Annotated in this window: 17 protein-coding genes and 1 pseudogene; 10 read left to right on the plus strand and 8 right to left on the minus strand. The window is 74.0% G+C overall.

All coding sequences use genetic code 11. The features are described from left to right. The 3 genes and pseudogenes from ACGFMK_RS39680 to glgC form a co-directional block, all read left to right on the plus strand. A pseudogene (locus tag ACGFMK_RS39680) lies at window positions 1-435 on the plus strand (glycosyltransferase family 2 protein); the annotation flags it as partial. Between the two features lie 81 nt (window positions 436-516). Beyond that, entirely contained in the window at window positions 517-1,671 is a 1,155-nt protein-coding gene (gene glgA, locus ACGFMK_RS39685; RefSeq protein ID WP_392774429.1) for a glycogen synthase, read from the plus strand. Beyond that, entirely contained in the window at window positions 1,668-2,885 is a 1,218-nt protein-coding gene (gene glgC / locus ACGFMK_RS39690; RefSeq protein ID WP_392774431.1) for a glucose-1-phosphate adenylyltransferase, read from the plus strand. The genes glgA and glgC overlap by 4 nt, the downstream gene beginning before the upstream one ends. A gap of 16 nt (window positions 2,886-2,901) precedes the next feature. Here the strand turns inward: glgC and ACGFMK_RS39695 are convergent, their stop codons facing one another. Together ACGFMK_RS39695 and ACGFMK_RS39700 are read right to left on the minus strand one after the other, a co-directional pair. After that, window positions 2,902-3,024 (minus strand): hypothetical protein, encoded by a 123-nt coding sequence (locus ACGFMK_RS39695; protein WP_392774433.1) that lies wholly within the window; start codon window positions 3,022-3,024, stop codon window positions 2,902-2,904. Between the two features lie 110 nt (window positions 3,025-3,134). Beyond that, entirely contained in the window at window positions 3,135-3,281 is a 147-nt protein-coding gene (locus tag ACGFMK_RS39700; protein ID WP_392774435.1) for a hypothetical protein, read from the minus strand. A gap of 193 nt (window positions 3,282-3,474) precedes the next feature. On the opposite strand from ACGFMK_RS39700, the gene ACGFMK_RS39705 reads away from it, so the two are divergent. Further along, window positions 3,475-4,512: an NADPH:quinone reductase gene (locus ACGFMK_RS39705; RefSeq protein ID WP_392774437.1), complete on the plus strand. Its 1,038-nt coding sequence runs from the start codon at window positions 3,475-3,477 to the stop codon at window positions 4,510-4,512. 185 nt (window positions 4,513-4,697) lie between these two features. On the opposite strand, the gene ACGFMK_RS39710 is transcribed toward ACGFMK_RS39705, so the two are convergent. Continuing rightward, entirely contained in the window at window positions 4,698-5,525 is an 828-nt protein-coding gene (locus tag ACGFMK_RS39710; protein WP_392774498.1) for a DUF1932 domain-containing protein, read from the minus strand. Window positions 5,526-5,586: 61 nt separating this feature from the next. Between ACGFMK_RS39710 and ACGFMK_RS39715 the strand changes: the two genes are divergently transcribed. Together ACGFMK_RS39715 and ACGFMK_RS39720 are read left to right on the plus strand one after the other, a co-directional pair. Then, on the plus strand, window positions 5,587-6,525 hold the full coding sequence (locus tag ACGFMK_RS39715) for a zinc-binding dehydrogenase (RefSeq protein ID WP_392774439.1): 939 nt from the start codon (window positions 5,587-5,589) through the stop codon (window positions 6,523-6,525). Window positions 6,526-6,717: 192 nt separating this feature from the next. Continuing rightward, window positions 6,718-7,572 (plus strand): NAD(P)H-binding protein, encoded by an 855-nt coding sequence (locus ACGFMK_RS39720; protein WP_392774441.1) that lies wholly within the window; start codon window positions 6,718-6,720, stop codon window positions 7,570-7,572. 153 nt (window positions 7,573-7,725) lie between these two features. Here ACGFMK_RS39720 and ACGFMK_RS39725 read toward each other — a convergent pair whose 3' ends face one another. Together ACGFMK_RS39725 and ACGFMK_RS39730 are read right to left on the minus strand one after the other, a co-directional pair. Beyond that, window positions 7,726-8,463 (minus strand): DUF1731 domain-containing protein, encoded by a 738-nt coding sequence (locus ACGFMK_RS39725; protein WP_392774443.1) that lies wholly within the window; start codon window positions 8,461-8,463, stop codon window positions 7,726-7,728. Window positions 8,464-8,496: 33 nt separating this feature from the next. Further along, complete coding sequence (locus ACGFMK_RS39730; protein ID WP_392774445.1) at window positions 8,497-9,384, minus strand: LysR family transcriptional regulator; 888 nt, start codon at window positions 9,382-9,384, stop codon at window positions 8,497-8,499. A 111-nt stretch (window positions 9,385-9,495) separates the two neighbouring features. Between ACGFMK_RS39730 and ACGFMK_RS39735 the strand changes: the two genes are divergently transcribed. The 4 genes from ACGFMK_RS39735 (at window position 9,496) to ACGFMK_RS39750 (ending at window position 14,865) form a co-directional block, all read left to right on the plus strand. After that, window positions 9,496-10,710 (plus strand): MFS transporter, encoded by a 1,215-nt coding sequence (locus tag ACGFMK_RS39735; protein ID WP_392774447.1) that lies wholly within the window; start codon window positions 9,496-9,498, stop codon window positions 10,708-10,710. A 46-nt stretch (window positions 10,711-10,756) separates the two neighbouring features. Beyond that, entirely contained in the window at window positions 10,757-11,644 is an 888-nt protein-coding gene (locus tag ACGFMK_RS39740; protein WP_392774449.1) for a universal stress protein, read from the plus strand. Continuing rightward, window positions 11,641-12,567: an SDR family NAD(P)-dependent oxidoreductase gene (locus ACGFMK_RS39745; RefSeq protein WP_392774451.1), complete on the plus strand. Its 927-nt coding sequence runs from the start codon at window positions 11,641-11,643 to the stop codon at window positions 12,565-12,567. Before ACGFMK_RS39740 ends, ACGFMK_RS39745 begins: the two co-directional genes overlap by 4 nt. Window positions 12,568-12,735: 168 nt before the next feature. Further along, the gene (locus tag ACGFMK_RS39750) at window positions 12,736-14,865 is read left to right on the plus strand and encodes a BTAD domain-containing putative transcriptional regulator (protein WP_392774452.1); all 2,130 of its coding nucleotides are present in this window, start codon (window positions 12,736-12,738) and stop codon (window positions 14,863-14,865) included. A gap of 244 nt (window positions 14,866-15,109) precedes the next feature. On the opposite strand, the gene ACGFMK_RS39755 is transcribed toward ACGFMK_RS39750, so the two are convergent. The 3 genes from ACGFMK_RS39755 to ACGFMK_RS39765 form a co-directional block, all read right to left on the minus strand. Continuing rightward, window positions 15,110-15,466 carry a DoxX family protein gene (locus ACGFMK_RS39755; RefSeq protein WP_392774454.1) on the minus strand — a complete coding sequence of 119 codons (357 nt, stop codon included), beginning with the start codon at window positions 15,464-15,466 and terminating at the stop codon, window positions 15,110-15,112. Between the two features lie 68 nt (window positions 15,467-15,534). Continuing rightward, window positions 15,535-15,924, minus strand: coding sequence for an STAS domain-containing protein (locus ACGFMK_RS39760; protein ID WP_392774456.1), 390 nt, complete (start codon window positions 15,922-15,924; stop codon window positions 15,535-15,537). 186 nt (window positions 15,925-16,110) lie between these two features. Continuing rightward, window positions 16,111-17,376, minus strand: a complete 1,266-nt coding sequence (locus tag ACGFMK_RS39765) for an FAD-binding protein (RefSeq protein WP_392774458.1) — start codon at window positions 17,374-17,376, stop codon at window positions 16,111-16,113. Between the last annotated feature and the right edge of the window lie 8 nt (window positions 17,377-17,384).

The raw sequence follows: 17,384 nt of genomic DNA on the forward strand, positions 1-17,384 counted from the left end.
CAGGAGATCCGCCGGATCCGGGATCAGTACCCGGAGACCAAGCGGCACAAGGCCACCGACGTCCCGGGCATCGCGTCCAACGACATCGGCATCATCAACAGCGCGCCGCCACCCAGCCGGACGGCCGTGGTCCTGCTCAAGCGGCTGCTCGACCAGACCAGGGGCCGGCACCGGTTCGGTCTGGGCGCCGTCCCGGCCGACGAGGCCCACTGGTGGCACGTCGCGCTGTTCTCGACCGTCGTCGTCACCGACGCCGGCCAGGAAGGCGTCCGCGTCCGCTCCTACGACCGGGCGAAGACGTTCGACCTGGCCAAACGCGGCGTCCGGGTGATCCAGCGGCTGCGCAGGGAAGGGGCGGCGGTGCAGGAGCAGTACCAGCGCGCCATGCCGGAGCTGACGTCCCGGGAGAACTGGACGCGCCTTTACGAGAGCTGACCCTCCGCTCATCCGAGCGATCAAGGAATTCGCCTGGACGCCAGACTGCGCCGGAGGCCGGGGAGGCCATAGGGTTCGGTCATGAAGGTCGGCCTGCTCACCCGGGAGTACCCGCCGGAGGTCTACGGCGGAGCCGGGGTTCACGTGGAGTTCCTCGCCCGGGAGTTGCGGTCGCTGGTCGACCTCGACGTGCACTGCTGGGGCCCGGACCGCCCGGACGCCACCGGGCACACCGACCCGCACGGCTACCGCCAGCCCGCGTTCACGACCATGGACATCGCCGTCTCGATGGCGAACGCCCTCGACGGCCATGATCTCGCGCACAGCCACACCTGGTACGCGAACCTGGCCGGGCACCTGGCGAAGATGACCTACGGCATCCCGCACGTCGTCACCGCCCACTCGCTGGAGCCGCTGCGGCCGTGGAAGGCCGAGCAGCTGGGCGGCGGCTACCGCGTGTCGTCGTGGATCGAGCGTGAGGCCTACGAGTCGGCCGACGCGATCGTGGCGGTCAGCGGCGGCATGCGCCAGGACGTGCTCACCGCGTACCCGGCCGTGCCGCCCGAGCGCGTCCACGTGATCCACAACGGCATCGACACCACGCTCTACCGGCCCGACCCGGGCACCGACGTCCTCGCGAAGCACGGCGTCGACCCGGACCGGCCGTACGTGCTGTTCGTCGGCCGGATCACCCGCCAGAAGGGCGTCCCGCACCTGGTCCGGGCCGCTGCCACGCTGGACCCCGGCACGCAGCTGGTGCTGTGCGCGGGCGGCGCGGACACCCCCGAGCTGGACGCCGAGTTCCGCGGCCTGGTCGCCGACCTGGAGAAGACCCGCACCGGCGTCCGCTGGATCCCCGAGATGCTGCCGCGCCCCGAGGTCGTCCAGCTGCTCACCCACGCCGCGGTGTTCGCCGGCCCGTCGGTCTACGAGCCGCTCGGCATCGTGAACCTGGAGGCCGCGGCGTGCGGCACGGCCGTGGTCGCCAGCGACGTCGGCGGGATCCCGGAGGTCGTCGACGACGGCCGGACCGGGCTGCTGGTGCACTACGACGAGGCGGACACCGCCGGGTACGAGGCGCGGCTGGGCGCGGCGCTCAACGAGCTGGTGGGCGACCCGGACCGGGCCGCCGCGATGGGTACCGCCGGCCGCGAGCGCGCGGTCGGCGAGTTCGGCTGGAAGGCGATCGCCGAGCAGACGGTCGCCCTCTACGAAGCGTGCGGGAGGTCCTCGTGAACAGTGGAGCCGACGTTCTGGGCATCGTGCTCGCGGGTGGCGAGGGCAAGCGCCTGATGCCGCTCACCGCCGACCGCGCCAAACCCGCCGTGCCCTTCGGGGGTGTGCACCGGCTGGTCGACTTCGTGCTGTCGAACCTGGTGCACGGCGGGATCCGGCGGCTGTGCGTGCTGACGCAGTACAAGTCGCACTCGCTCGACCGGCACATCTCGACGACGTGGCGGCTCTCGGCGCTCACCGGCGAGTACGTCACGCCGGTGCCGGCGCAGCAGCGGCTGGGCCCGCGCTGGTACCAGGGCAGCGCCGACGCGATCCACCAGAGCCTCAACCTGGTCTACGACGAGGACCCCGAGTACATCGCGGTGTTCGGCGCGGACAACATCTACCGGATGGACCCCCGGCAGATGCTGGAGACCCACATCTCCTCGGGCGCCGGCGTCACGGTCGCCGGGATCCGGGTGCCGCGCTCCGAGGCGAGCTCGTTCGGCGTCATCCGCACCACCGACGGCCTGATGATCGACGCGTTCCTGGAGAAGCCCGCCGACCCGCCGGGCCTGCCCGACTCCCCCGACGAGTCGTACGTGTCGATGGGCAACTACATCTTCACGACGAAGGTGATGCTCGAGGCGCTGCACGCCGACGCCGAGAACGCCGCGTCGCACCACGACATGGGCCGCGACATCATCCCGGCCCTGGTGAAGTCCGGCGAGGCGGCGGTCTACGACTTCAGCGGCAACGTCGTCCCGGGCGAGACCGAGCGCGACCACGGCTACTGGCGCGACGTCGGGACGATCGACAGCTACTACGACGCGCACACCGACCTGATCTCGACGCACCCGATCTTCAACCTCTACAACCGCAAGTGGCCGATCCTGGCCCACCCCGGCCAGCGGGCAGCGGCGAAGTTCGTCGAAGGCGGCTCGGCCAACCAGTCGATCATCAGCAACGGCTGCATCATCTCCGGCGCGCAGGTCGTCGACTCGGTGCTCTCCCCCGACGTCCTCGTCGAGCACGGCGCGGTGGTGCAGGGCTCGGTGCTGCTCGACGGCGCCCGGGTGGGCCGCGGCGCGGTGGTGCGGCGGGCGATCCTGGACAAGAACGTGGTGGTCCCGCCGGGTGCGCACATCGGGGTGGACCTGGCCCGCGACCGCGGGCACTACCACGTGAGCGAGGGCGGGATCGTCGTACTGGGCAAGGGGGAACGCGCCATCTGAGGCGCGCCCCGGCCGGTCAGGACCCGGCGGCCGCCGAGATCCGCTCGACGACCTGGCGCGGGTCGATGCCCCAGCGCTCGGCCAGCTCCGAGATCGAGGCTCCCGCCGCGTACTCCGCGGCGATCATGCTATTGACCACGCCTGCCAACGTCCCACCCCTCATCCGCAGATGCACGTGCAGCCAAGATGCTACATGTTCCGCGCGGACGTCGAACAATCTGCCTCAGATCCGGGCGTGCCGCCCTCGGGTCAGCGCCCGGCTTTGCCGTCGCCCGACGGTTTCCCGGGATTCGTGGTCTCCCCCGCCCCCTTGCGGGCCGCGCTCGCCACGGCGTCGAAGATGGGCGTCGGCTCACCATCGTCGGACTTCGACCGCTCTTCGCGCGATGTGCGCAATTCCTCTCCCACGCGCTCAGTTTCTGTGACCCCGGCCGATTTCGCTCGGGCAACACCGAAAATCGCCCGGCCGGGGGATCACCCGTACCGCGGTGCCTTTCCGGGGCATTTTCGGTCTGCGCGCATTCCCGCACGTCACGCAATTCCGGGCGGCCCGGGAATATCCCGGGGGTCCGGCGGGATTGCACCGGGCATGAAAGCTGTCGTCTACCGCCGTCACGGCGGGCCCGAGGAGCTGGCACTGTCCGAGCGGGACCTCGCGGAGCCGGGGCCCGGCGAGGTCCGCGTCCGGCTCGTGGTGTCCGCCGTCAACCCCACCGACTGGAAGGCGCGGCAGGGCCGCGGCGCCGAAGCCGGGACCGAAGTACCCGACACCGTCCCCAACCAGGACGGCGCCGGAATCGTCGACGCCGTCGGCCCGGACGTGACCGGCTTCGCCCCCGGCGATCGCGTCTGGACGCTCCTGGCGGGCACGTACGCGCCGGAGTCCGGCACCGCCCAGGAGTACACGGTGCTGCCCGCCGAAAAGCTCGCCGGGCTGCCCGGCGGGGTCGGCTTCGACGAAGGCGCCGGGTTCGGCGTTCCGGCGCTGACCGCCCACCGCGCGCTCACCGTCGCCGAGGACGGCCCGGCACGGCTGTCCCCCGGCGCCCTGGCCGGCAAGACGGTGCTGGTCAGCGGCGGCGCGGGCGCGGTCGGCAACGCCACGATCCAGCTCGGCCGCTGGGCCGGCGCGACGGTGATCGCCACGGTCAGCAGCGACGCGAAGGCCGCATTGGCCCGCGCGGCCGGCGCCCAGCACGTGCTGCGCTACCCCGACCCGGAACTCGCGGCCCGGGTCCGCGAGATCGCGCCCGACGGCGTCGACCTGGTGGTCGAGGTCGCCGCCGGCGTCAACGCCCCGCTGCACACGGCGGTGCTGCGCACCCGCGGCACGGTCGCGGCGTACGGCGACGACCGCGGGACGGGCACGCTCAGCCTGGAGTTCGGCGCGAACCTGTGGCTGAACACGCGCTACCAGTTCCTGGTGCTCTACACGGTCGGCGCGGACAAACTGCGGGCCGGCGCCGAGGACATCAACGCGGCCTTCGCGGACGGCGCCCTGCGGCTCGGCGACGACCACGGCGTGCCGGTGCACCGGTTCCCGCTGGCCGACACGGCCAAGGCGCACATCGCGTCCGAGGAGGGCGCGACCGGGAAGGTGCTGATCGACATCAGCCCGGCTCCGTGATTTTCGGGGTGACGGCCGGCGAGCAAATCGTCGGCCGTCACCCATGCATCGTCTCGGTGCTCGCGCCGGCGGCCGAGGGCGCCGATCGACATCAGCCCGGTTCGGTGACATCCGGGGTGACGGCCAGCGCGGCAAGCAGCACGCCAGCCGTCACCTCATCGCCGTCAGCCCGGCGCCACGAGCCTTTAGGTGACATCCGGGGTGACGGCCAGCGCGGCAAGCAGCACGCCAGCCGTCACCCCGTCGTCGTCCCGGTACTCGCGCCAGCGGCCGAACAGTTCCTGCGCGGCCGTGAGCAGCGCCGGGGACAGCCCGGCGTCCGTGCACGCGGCGGCGATCTCGGCCATCTCGCCCTCCCACCGCCATGCCCGCTGCGCCGCGGACTCGAGGGCGCCCGGCGCGCCGAGCGGGGTGTCCCGCCGGATCGCGCCGGCCAGGTCGCGGAACACGTCGTCAACGCCGTGGTGGGCCGCGAGGGCGTGGGCCTGCGCGGCGAGGGCGTAGGTCAGCTTGTTGTACGAAGCGAACGCGAGCTTGAGCGCCGACGCGCGCCCGACCGGGCCGCCGAGCACGATCGGCCGCAGGAACGTCCCCGCGAAAAGGCTTTCCACGCGCCCGGCGTCCGGTCCGGACAGGTAGAGCCGCGTGGAGCCGTCGTGGCGCGGCGGCGGCCCGACGATCCCGCCGTCCACGACCGACGCCTGACCGCGGAACAGGTCCTCGATCTCCTGCGCGTGCCCGGGGCTGATGGCGTTCGCGTCGAGGTAGAGACCCGTGAACCCGCTGCTCGCGACGTCCCGGGCGACGTCGACCGCGGACGCGGGCGGGCAGATGCCGAGCACGACGTCGCAGCCGGCCAGGTCGCCGGCCTCGGTGAAGCCGGCCTCCTCGGCGCGGCGGCGGGTGGCGGGCCCGCGCCCGGCGGACAGCCAGCGGACGGGCACGCCCCGGTCCACCAGCAGCGCGCCGACCGCCGCGCCCATCGCCCCCGGGTGCAGCACCCCGACGGACATCTTCACGTGTGGTCCTTTCGCGCCTTGACTTCGACCGTCCTCGAAGTTCGAGACTCCGGGTATGGAAACGATCACGGCCACCCGGTTCGGCGGCCCCGAAGTCCTGGAACCCGTCACGCTACCCACCCCCGACCCGGACGAAGGACAGCTGCGCGTCGACGTCGCGTTCGCCGGGGTGGGCTGGCTCGACACCCTCATCCGGCGGGGCGACGCCCCACCGGGGTTCGCGGTGACGCCGCCGTACGTGCCGGGCGGCGCCGTCGCGGGCACGGTGACCGCGCTCGGGCCGGGCGTGGCCGAAGACTGGCTGGGCGCTCGGGTCGTCACCCGCGCGTCCGGCGGCGGCTACGCGGACACGGCGATCGCCGACGCCGGGTTCACCTTCCGGGTGCCGGACGGGCTCGGGCTGCCGGAGGCCCTCGCCGTCCTGGACGACGGCAGCACGGCGGTGGCGCTGCTGGAGAGGACCCCGGTCGCGGCGGGCGACGACGTCCTGGTCCTGCCCGGTGTAGGCGGGCTCGGCAGCCTGCTGGTGCAGCTGGCCCGCGACGCCACCGTGATCGCGGCGGTCCGCGGGCCGGAGAAGGTGAAACTGGCGCAGCGCATGGGAGTCCAGGCGGTCGACTACGGCGAGCCGGACTGGGCCACCAGGGCGCCGGCGGTGGACGTCGTGTTCGACGGTGTCGGCGGCCCGCTGGGTGCGGAAGCCGCGTCCCTGCTGCGCGACGGCGGCCGGTATTCCGGCTACGGCATGAGCAGCGGCACGCCGACAACGCTGTCTTCGCGCGACCGTCGCAGGCTGACGTCGGTGGTGGACATGTCCCAGCTCCCGGAGTTCTGGCCGGAGACACCCCGCCGGGTGCGCTCGGCGCTTCGGCTGACGGCCGCGGGCCGGCTGGTCCCGCTGATCGGCCGGACGTATCCCCTGGCCGAAGCCGCCGCGGCACACACGGACTTCGAGGAACGCCGGGTGACCGGGAAGATCCTGCTCCGGCTCTGACCGGCCGCGCGGCGCCGGCCGCGAAACTGCCGAAATCTTGACCGTGGTAGCTTCGAAACAGGCGAAGTGAAGCGTCGGAACGCTTCGCCCGTTACGACCGTGACTCCCTTGGCGCGCCAGGTACCAGATGCCTGCCGCGCGAGGTGAGCCGTCGTTCTCCCCCTCCCGCGGCAGCCGAGCAGGAGGACCCTCATGACCACCTTGGTGATCGGCGCCCGCGGCAGTGTCGGGCGGCACGTCGTCGACCGGCTCCTCGCCGCCGGGGAACCGGTGCGCGCGTCGGTGCGCAACCCCGCGACCGCGGACCTGCCCGCCGGTGTTCCCGTCGCCGCGGCCGACCTGACCCGCCCGGAGACGCTGGCCCCGGCCCTGCGCGGCGTGCGGAAGGTCTTCGCCTACGCGCCGACGGAGGGCGCGGACGCTTTCGCCGCCGCCGCAAGCGAAGCCGGGGTCGAGCACGTCGTGCTGCTGTCGTCGGGCAGCGTGCTGCTCCCCTCGGCGAACGGCAACCCGATCGCCGAGGAACACCGCGCGGTCGAGGCGACGATGGCGGCTTCGGGCCTGCGCTGGACGCCGATCCGGCCGCTCGTGCTGGCGACGAACGCGCTGAACTGGGCCGGCGCCATCCGGGACGAGGGCGTGGTGCGGCTGGTGCACCCGGAGGCGAAGACCGCGCCGATCCACGAACGCGACGTCGCGGCGGTCGCCGTCGCGGCGTTGCTGGGCCAGGACGACGTGGACGGGATGCTCACCGGCCCGCGGCTGCTGTCCCAGCGGAAGCAGGTCGAGCTGATCGGGGCGGCCGCCGGCCGGCCGGTCCGGATCGAGGAGCTGGCGGAATCCGAGGCGCGCCGGCGGTTCGGGCGGTTCGAGAAGCCCGAGGTCGTCGACGCGATCCTGGCGTTCATCGCCGACGCGGCCCGCGGCGGCTCCCCGGCGACCGGCACCGTCGAGCGGGTGCTCGGCCGCCCGGGGATCGAGTTCGCGCACTGGGCCGACGAGCACTTCCGGCCCGGCACTGCCGAGGCCGGCCGCCAACAGCTTTGACGTGTCGGCTCCGCAATCACGCGAGTCGGCTGCTCGATCACGCGTGATCAGGGGGACGACACGCGCTTGCCCAGCGTCGCCTGGAGCCCGGCCGGCATGATGCCGAGGGCGTAGCGGAAGGCGTCCTCGACCGTCCGCTGCGCCCCGGCGGCGTCATCGCGTGGGCGGGTGAAGGCGCTCCGAAGGCCGCGCCGGACGCTGGGTTCCAGTGCGCCGCACCAGGTCCTCGGCGGCCGCGGCCCACTCCGGGAACGCGAACTCGAACCCCGCGTCCAGCAGCCGTCCGGGCACCACCCGGCGGCTCTTCAGGAGCAGCTCGGTGTCGCTGCGCAGGACGAACGCGCCGAGCCCGGCCATCCAGCGGGTGGCGGGCAGCCCGAACGGGACGCCCGCCGCCGCGCGCAGCGAACGCAGGAAGTCCTTGTACGGCAACGGTTCCGGGGCCGCGAGGTTGACCGGGCCGCTCAGGCCGAGGCGGGTCAGGCGCAGCAGCATCTCGAACGCGCCGCCGGGTGCCGGGCTCATCACCATCGACGTCCGAAGCGCGACCTTGCGGGTCCGCGACGTCTCCGCCCGCTCCTGCTCGCGTTCCCACGCCTTCGCGATGTCGACGCTGTAACCCCAATAAGCGGGCACGCCGGGCTCGGCGCCGCCGAGCACGCCGGTGGTTTCGTCGTTCGGCGCGTCGAAACGGTGCGCGTAGATCGTGGCCGTGCTCATCTGCAGCCAGACCCGCGGCGGCCGCCCGGCGCGGGCGATCGCCCCGCCGACGACGCGCGCGGAGTCGGTCCGCGACGTCATCATCTCCCGCAGGTTCGCCGCGGTGTAGCGGCAGTTCACCGACCGGCCGGCCGGGTTGACGACGACGTCGCTGCCGTCGATCTCGCCCACTGTGGCCGACCGTACCGGAAGAGTTGAACGCGTTCAAATAGTGTCGTGAGCAGCGACAAGGTCCAGGAGCGTGCGCAGGGCCCGGCTCGGCGGCTTCGCGTTCGCGGAGACGAGGTTGAGCGGCCAGTCCAGGCCCGCGCCCGCCAGCGGCAGCGTGACGACGTCCGGCTCGCCGGATTCGGGCACCTGCGGGATGACGGCGATCCCCAGCCCGGCCCGGACGTACCCGGGCACGGTCCGCAGGTCGGCGACCTCGACGGTGACGCGCCGGGGCGAGCCCAGCGTGTCGTAGGCGCGGTCCACGAGGACCCGGTTGCCGAAGCCGCGGGGCATGTCCACGAAGGACTCGCCGGCCAGGCTCTCGAGCCGGATCTCACGCTCGCGCGCCAGCGGATGCCCCAGGGGCAGCAGCGCGACGAACGGCCGGGTTTCGAGGCTCCGGACGTCCAGGCCGGGCAGGTCCGCACCGGGCAGACCGACGAGCGCGGCGTCGAGGCGGCCCTGGCGGACGTCCTCGGCCAGACCGGTCGAGCCGGTGATCGACACCGTGACCTGGATGTCCACCAGCGGGTAGCGACGGTGGAACGCGCCGAGCAACCCCGGCAGGTCGACGCCGCCGATCGAGGTCAGCGTGCCGATCCGGAGGCTGCCGCGCAGGCCCGCCGACGCCTCCTGGACCGTCGCGCGGGCCCGTTCGAGGGCCTCGATCGCGGCCTTCGCCTCGGGCAGGAAGGCGGTGCCGGCCGCCGACAGCGCGACCTTGCGGGTGGACCGGTCGAACAGCCGGGCGCCGAGCTCCGTCTCCAGGGCCCGGACCGCGGCCGACACGGTGGACTGCACCGCGTACAGCCGCTGGGCGGCCCGGGTGAAACTGAGCTCCTCGGCGACCGCGACGAAGTACTCCAGCTGGCGCGTCTCCATAACGCCAATTTATCGCTTGATCCGATAACTTGCACTACGACTCTTCGTTGGACTTGGTGAGTCAGCGGGTTCAGAGTGGAAGGCGGAAGATCCGTAGACCAGGAGGTCAGCATGTCCGCCACCGTCACCCCGGCCCGGCCCGCCGCGCGCCCGCGGGTGAGCCACGGCCTGGGGTTCCGCATCATCGCCGTCGCCTTCGCGACCGCGCTCGCGTTCTCGACCGTCCCGACCCCGCTGTACGCGCTTTACCAGCAGCGCGACGGCTTTCCCACCTTCGTCGTCACCGTCGTCTTCGCCGCCTACGCGGTCGGCGTGATGCTCAGCCTGTACCTGGCCGGGCACGTCAGCGACTGGCTGGGCCGCCGCCGGGTCATCGTCGCCGGGCTGCTGGCCGAGGCCGTCGCCGCGACCCTGTTCCTGGTCTGGCCGGACGTCCCTGGCCTGATCGTCGCCCGGCTGATCAGCGGCGCCGGGATCGGCGCGCTCACCGCGACCGCCACCGCGCACCTGTCCGAGCTGCGCGCGCAGGCGAACCCGGACGCCGACCCCGGCCGGTCCGGCCTGATCACGACCGTGGTCAACGCCGGCGGCCTCGCCCTCGGCCCGTTGGTCGGCGGCTTCTTCGCCCGGTTCGCCGACCAGCCGTTGCACACGCCGTTCACCGTCTTCCTGATCGTGCTGCTCGTCGAGGCGATCGCGGTGAGCCTGGTGCCGGAAACCGTGGAACGCCGGGAAGAACGTCCCGCCTACCGCCCGCAGCGGCTCTCGCTGCCACCGGCCGCCCGGTCGGAGTTCACCGGCGCCGCGATCGGCGTGTTCGGGGCGTTCGCGATCAGCGGCCTGTTCATGGCGCTCGCCCCCTCGCTGCTGGTGCAGGAGCTGCACCAGACTTCGCGGCTGCTGGCCGGCATCGCGCCGTTCGTGATGCTCGGCAGCGCCGCGGTCGTCCAGATCGTGTTCGCCCGCGCCGGCACGCGCCCGCAGCTCCAGGCCGGGTACGTGCTGATGGGCGTCGGCCTGGTGCTGCTGGCGGTGTCGGCGTTCGCTGCCTCCCTGCCGCTCTTCTTCGTCGCCGCGGTGCTCGGCGGCGCCGGGTTCGGCTTGGGCTTCCGCGCGGGTGTCGGCACCGTCGCCGCACTCGCCGACCCCCTTCGCCGCGGCGAAGTCCTGGCCGCGCTGTTCCTCGCCGCCTACGCGGGCCTGGTCCTGCCGGTGCTGACGACCGGCCTGGCGCTGCTCTGGCTGCCCGGCTCGGTGGTGCTCGCCGGGTTCGCGGTGCTGGAACTGGGGTTGATCGGCTGGTCCGCGCGGCGCACGCTCAGCTGACCGCGGGCTCGGGGCCGGCGGACGACCGCCGCGTCAGGAGCCGCCGATGTCCCCCACGCCGATCGTCACGGGAGCCGACGGCTCGGCGGAGTCGCTCGACGCCGTCCGGTGGGCGGCGCGGGCGGCCCGGCTGCACGGCCGGCCGCTGGAGATCCGGCACGCGCTCGACTTCCCGGCGCTGCTCGCGGGCGGCGAGGTCCCGCCACCCGAGGACATGCTGGACGCGTTGCGCGCCCGCGGCCGCCGGGCCCTGAGGACCGCGCAGGAGCTCGCGGCGGCGCAGGGTGTTTCGGACACGGTCACCCGGCTCGACCCGGATCGCGCCGCGCAGTCGCTGATCGAGGCGTCGAGGACCGCCGCGTTGCTGGTGGTCGGCGCGTCCGGGCGGGGCCGGTGCGCCGGGCCGCTCGCCGGCTCGGTCGCCGCGGCGATCGGCACCCACGGGCTCTGCGACACGGTCGTGGTCCGCGGCGACCACTGGGACGAGCCGGACACCGGCGGCCCGGTCGTCACGGGCATCGACGGCAGCGACACCGGGAACCGGGTGCTCGCGACGGCGCTGGCCGAGGCCCGGGCCCGCGAAGTGCCGCTGGTGGTGCTGCACGCGTGGGCCGACGAGCCGCCCGCGGAGCCGGACCGCCAGGCCGTCGCCGAAGCCGGCCGCCGTCTGCTGGACGCGCGGGTCCCGGACACCGGCGACGTCGAGGTGGCGCGGGTGGTCGTCCCGGCGCACCCGCGGCGTGAGCTGGTCGAGCGCAGCGCGGCGGCCCAGCTGATCGTGCTCGGCGACCGCGGCCGCGGCGGCTTCCCGGGGCTGCTGCTGGGCTCGACCGCCCGGGCGCTGCTGCACCACGCGGCCTGCCCGGTCCTGCTGGTCCGCACCCGCCACTCACCCGGCGCGACCGCCGGTCCGGCCGTAGCTTGGACCGGGTGATCACCGCTCTCGCCGACGCCGTCCTCGACCGGACGGCGGTCGGCTACACCCGCTTCGGTTATTTGCTGCGCCGGCCCCACTGGCGCCCCGGCGATCCCGAGCCCGGTTCCCTCAACGGAAAAGTGGCTCTGGTGACGGGCGCGGGTTCCGGGCTGGGCCAGGCGTGCGCGGCGGAGCTGGCCCGGCTGGGCGCGACGGTCGTCATGCTGGTCCGCGACCTCGGCCGCGGTGCGCCCGCCCGCGACGACGTCCTCACCCAGGTGCCCGGAGCCGACGTCCGGCTCGCGCACTGCGACCTGTCGAGCCTCGCTTCCGTGCGCGCGTGCGCCGCGGAGTTCGCCCGCGTGGACGTCCTGATCCACAACGCGGGCACGCTCCCGCGCGAGCGGTCGGAAACCGAGGACGGGCACGAAGTCACGTTCGCCACCCACGTGCTCGGTCCGTTGCTGCTGACCGAGCTCCTCCGTCCCGCCTTGGGTGACGGCCGGGTGATCTTCATGTCGTCGGGCGGGATGTACACCCAGGCGCTGGCCGCGGACGACCCCGAATACCGGTCGGGCACCTACCGCGGCGCGGTCGCGTACGCGCGCACGAAACGGATGCAGGTCGAGCTGACCCCGCTGCTGGCGCAGCGCTGGGGCCTGGCCGTGCACAGCTGTCACCCGGGCTGGGCCGACACCCCGGGCCTCTCCGGCTCGCTCCCGGCGTTCCGGCGGGTGACCCGGCCGTTCCTCCGCACGGCCGCCCAGGGCGCCGACACCGCCGTCTGGCTCGCCGCGACCGAACCGCCGCCCCCGGCGGGCCGGTTCTGGCACGACCGCCGCCCGCGTCCGGAGCACTTGCTCCCCCACACCCGCCCCACTGCGGCGCAGGTGCGGAAACTGCTGGCGTACTGCCTGGACGCCATCGGCCAACCCGCCTGAACGGCTCGTAGCACCGCCTGGGACGGCAGAAGCGGGGCGAGCGCTTGACCGGCGTTGCCCGCCGGCGGGCAACGCCCTTCCCACGGCCTCCCGGTACGACGTATCCCACGCGCCGCGTTCCGCTCCTGTAGACCGAAACGCGGACTCGTCCGCGGCGAAGGGGCGGGGATGAGCGGGAACACCGCACGGGGCGTGGATCTCGGGGTGCTGGGGCCGTTCGAGGTCGGGGTCGGCGGCGAGCCGGTGGACGTGGGTGGCCCGCGGCTGCGCACGCTGCTGGCCGTGCTGGCAGCCGAGGCCGGCCGGGTCGTCAGCGTCGGCGCGCTCGGGCGGGCGCTGTGGGGTGACCGGCCGCCCGACCAGGTCGACCGGACCGTGCGGACCTACCTTTCGCGGCTGCGCAAGCCTTTCGACCCGCCGCTGATCCTGACCCGGCCGCCGGGGTACGTGCTGCACGTGCCTCCGCAGGCCATCGACGCGGTCCGGTTCGAGCAGCTCGCCGGAGAGGGGCGGCGCGCGCTCGCCGCCGGTGACGCGAGCACCGCGCGCACCCACCTGGCCGCCGCGCTCGACCTGTGGCGCGGGACCGCCTACGGCGAGTTCGACGGGGTCGAAGTCCTGGCCGCGGAAGGGATGCGGCTGGAACGGGTGCGCCACAACACCGTGCAGGACCGGATCGACGCCGATCTCGCGGCGGGCGAGGACACCGGGCTGATCGCGGAGCTGGAGGTGCTGACCGCCGCGTTCCCCGGCCACGAACGGCTCTGGGCACAGCTGATGACCGCCCTCTACCGGGCCGGGCGCCAGGGCGACGCGCTCGAAGCGTTCCGCCGGGCCCGCCGCGGCCTGATCGGCACGTCCGGGATGGAGCCGTCACCGGTGCTCACCGAGGTGCACCGGCGCGTCCTCGCCCACGACCCCGGCCTGCTCGCCGAGCGCCCGCGGGAGGCCATCACGATCCCGGCCGTCGAGCCCCTGACCGCCGGCGAGCACGCGCTGCTCGAAGAGGGCGACCTCCGCACGAGCCGGACGCACTTCGAAGAGGCCTACCGCCGCGCCGAGCGCACCGGGGACGTCGAGACCCTCGCGCACGCCGTGCTCGGGCTGGGCGGGGTGTGGGTGCACGAGCACCGGACGTCGGCCGCGTCGACGGTGCTGCTGACCCGGCTGCGGCAGGTGCTGACCCGCGTCGATCCGGCGTCCACGCTCGGCCTCCGGCTCCGGACCCGGCTGACCGGCGAACTGGACTACCAGGCCGGTTCGTACGGCGGGATCCTCGCGCTCACCGCGGAAACCCGGGCGGCGGGCGATCCCGTCGCGCACGCCGAAGCCCTGAGCCTGGCCCACCACTGCGTGCTCGGCCCGGACCACGCCGCCCTGCGCCGCTCGCTGGCCACCGAGCTGATCGGGGTGAGCGCACGGCGGACCGACCTCGTCATGGGGGTCGTGTGGGACACCGTCGACCGGTTCCTGGCCGCCGACCCGCACGCCGAGCGGCGGCTCAGCGAGCTCAAGGACCTGCTGGCCGCGCGGAAGCACCTGGCGGCCGGGTTCGTGGCCGCGTCCCTCGAGGTGATGCTGGCGATCCGCGCGGGCCGGTTCGCCGAGGCCGAGGCCGGCGCGCAGGCGTGCGCCCTGCTCGGCGAGGTGGCGGGCGACCCCGACGCCCTCGGCTGGTACGGCGCGCAGCTGGTGGCCATCCGGTGGTTCCAGAACCGGCTCGGGGAGCTGGTGCCGGTGCTGGACCAGGTGATGCACTCCCCCACGCTCAGCACCATCGACAACTCCTACTACGCGGCGCTGGCCGCGGCCGCCGCGTCGGCGGGCGACCGCCGGACGGCCGTGGGCGCGCTGGCCCGCCTGTGCGGCGAGGACCTGGGAGCGCTGCCCCGCTCCAGCACCTGGCTGCTTTCCCTGTGCGGGGCGGCGGAAACGGCGTACCTGGTGGACGATCCCGAGACGGCCGCGCGGGTCTACGACCTGCTCAAGCCGTTCGGCCACCTGCCGGTGATGGCCAGCCTCGGCATCGCCTGCTTCGGCTCGGCCCACTACCCCTTGGGCACCGCGGCCCTAGCGGCCGGCGACGCCGACCGGGCCGTGACGCACCTGCGGGCCGCCGTCCAGCACAACCTCGCGCTCTCTCATTGGCCCGCGGTGGTGTTCTCGCGCCGAAGACACGCCGAGGCCCTGACCCGCCGAGGCCGCCCGGGCGACAACGCGGCCGCGGATCGCGAACTGGCCGCGGCGGACCAGGAAGCTCACGCTCTCGACTGTGAACTCACCTCGCCGTGCCGGTGACCAGCACCAGCGACGCCACGGCCAGCGCCAGGTACGCGGCCGGCGCGCCGATCGTGCCCACCGCCCGGTGCCCCATCGCGCACGAACCGGCCGCGGCGGAGCAGGAAGCCCGACTTCACCTCGCTGTGCCGATGACCGGCGATGCGAACGCCACGGCCAGGTACGCGGCTGGCGCGCCGATCGTGCCCACCGCCCGGTGTCCCATCGCGCACGAACCGGCCGCGGCGGACCAGGAAGCCCGACCTCACCTCGCCGTGCCGGTGACCAGCACCAGCGACGCCACGGCCAGCGCCAGGTACGCTACCGGCGCGCCGATCGTGCCCAGCGCCCGCGCCCGCAGGTGCGCTCCGACCGCGCCGACGAAGAACAGGACCAGGCCGATCGCCGCGGCCGTGCCCAGCGCCCCCCAGCCGGCCAGGCCCGCGGCGAGCCCGGCCGCACCTGCGAGCTTCAGCAGGCCCAGCCCCGGCACCCAGCCGGGCGGGACGTCGACGGCGGCGGAATTGGCCAGCACGAAACGGGCACGGGCGAGGTCCGCGACAGCGATCCCGGCGTTCGCGGCGACGGTCACGAGGGTGACGACGACGTAGGCGATGGTCATCGGCGAAGTCCTTGCGTCGGAAGCGTTACGCCTTCTCGACGGGCCGGACGCGCCGAAGGTGACCGGGGTCAGCGGGCCACTGAACGCCCGGCTTCCGCACCAGGACCCGCCCAAGGGCCGGCCAGCCGGAACAACGGGCTCAGCGCCGCGAGATCCAAGGCCCGCCGCACCACACTCGAGGGCCGGATCACCAGCTCGGTTCCCGCGTCGGCGCACCTCGACCGCAACCGGGTCAGGGCCGCCATCCCCGTCACCCCGCAGAAGCCGACCCCCGTCAGGTCGGCGATCAGCCGCTCCGGCGCGCCGGCGACGGCCCGGTCCAGTTCCGCCTCCAGCGCCGGGCACGTGGACATGTCCACTTCGCCGGTCACCGTGACGCGCCGGGTCCCCGGTTTGGGCTGGGCCGTCGACACGGTCAGCATCAGACCCGGCTGGTCCAGGGCGGGCGTCTCGGTCAAGGCAGGGCTCCCTTGCGGTGGCGGATGATCACCGCCTACCCGGTCCCCGGCGGCGCCAAACACCTCACCGAGGGCCCGCACCCGACGGCCGCGCGACGTATAGGGCATTATACACAGGTACTCGGCCCGGGCCCAACGCCGGTCTCGATACGCCACCACGGTGACCGGAGGGGCCGACGCGCGACGCTAGATCCCGGATTCGCCGAAGACGTGGCGACGGACGAACGGCGTGCGGAACGTGCCGCCCGGATCCAGGCTTCCCGCCAGGGCACGGAAATCGGCCAGTCGCGGGTACACCGCGTCCAGATCGCCGCCGTGGAAGAGCTTGCCCCAGTGCGGGCGCGCGCCGAACGGGGCCAGGCGCTCTTCGAGCAGGGGCAGCAGCGCCTCGACCTCGGGCTGGCGCGGCTGCCAGGTGAAGTGGAACGCGACGCGGTCGCCGCCCTGGGCGGGGCTCAGCCACAGCTCGTCCCCCGCGACCGCGCGGATCTCGGACACCAGCAGCACCGGCGCCAGCCGGTCGCCGATCCCGCGCACCGCCTCGATCGCGGCCGCCGCGTCCCGGTAGGGCACGAAGTACTCCGACTGCAGCTCGTCCCCGACGCTCGGGGTGAACTCCAGCGCGAAGTGCGGGAGCCGCTGGTGCCACGGTCCCGCCACGCCCTGCTGCGGCGTGACGTTGCCGGCCGGGACCCCGGCGGCGTGCGCCGGGTGGCGCGGGCCGTCGGCCGGGACGGCACCGAACAGCCCGTCCCGCCCGGCGAACGCGTCCACGCGGCTCTTGATCCAGACCTGGTCGACCACGTCGTGCACCCAGTTCGTGAACAGGCTGACGCTGTACCCGGCGTCTTCGATCTCGTCGAAGTGCCGGCCGGCGGCTTCCCAGGGCAGGCCGTCGAAGACGTCCTGCCGGACGTCGAACGCGGGCACCAGGTCCAGGGTCAGGCGGGTGACGACGCCGAGCGCGCCGAGGCTCACGACCAGCCCGGGGAAGACGTCCGGATCGGCGGCCCGCGAGAAGGTGCGGACCTCGCCGCCCGCGGTGACCAGCTCCAGCGCCGAGACGGCCGCGGCGAGCCCGGGCTGCCGCCGTCCGGACCCGTGGGTGCCGGTGGCGACGCTGCCGGCGACCGTGATGTGCGGCAGTGACGCGAGGTTGGCCAGCGCGAACCCGGCGGCGTGCACCTGACCCGCGAAGTCGCCGTAGCGCGCGGAGCCGCCGACGGTCACCGTCGCGGCGTCGGCGTCGATCTCCACCGGGCTCTCGAGCGCGCTCAGGTCGAGGAGCACGCCGCCGGGCGCGTCCGCGATGTCGTTGAAGCAGTGCCTGCTGCCCAGCGCCTTGACGCTCGTCGCGGCGGCGACGGCCTCGCGCACCTCGTCGTGCGTGCGCGGCGTCGCCACGGATTCGGCGGCGTATTCGTGGTTGCCGGCCCAGTTCGACTCGCCCATGCCGCCGA

Source organism: Amycolatopsis sp. NPDC049252 (genome assembly GCF_043197175.1).
GTDB lineage: Bacteria > Actinomycetota > Actinomycetes > Mycobacteriales > Pseudonocardiaceae > Amycolatopsis.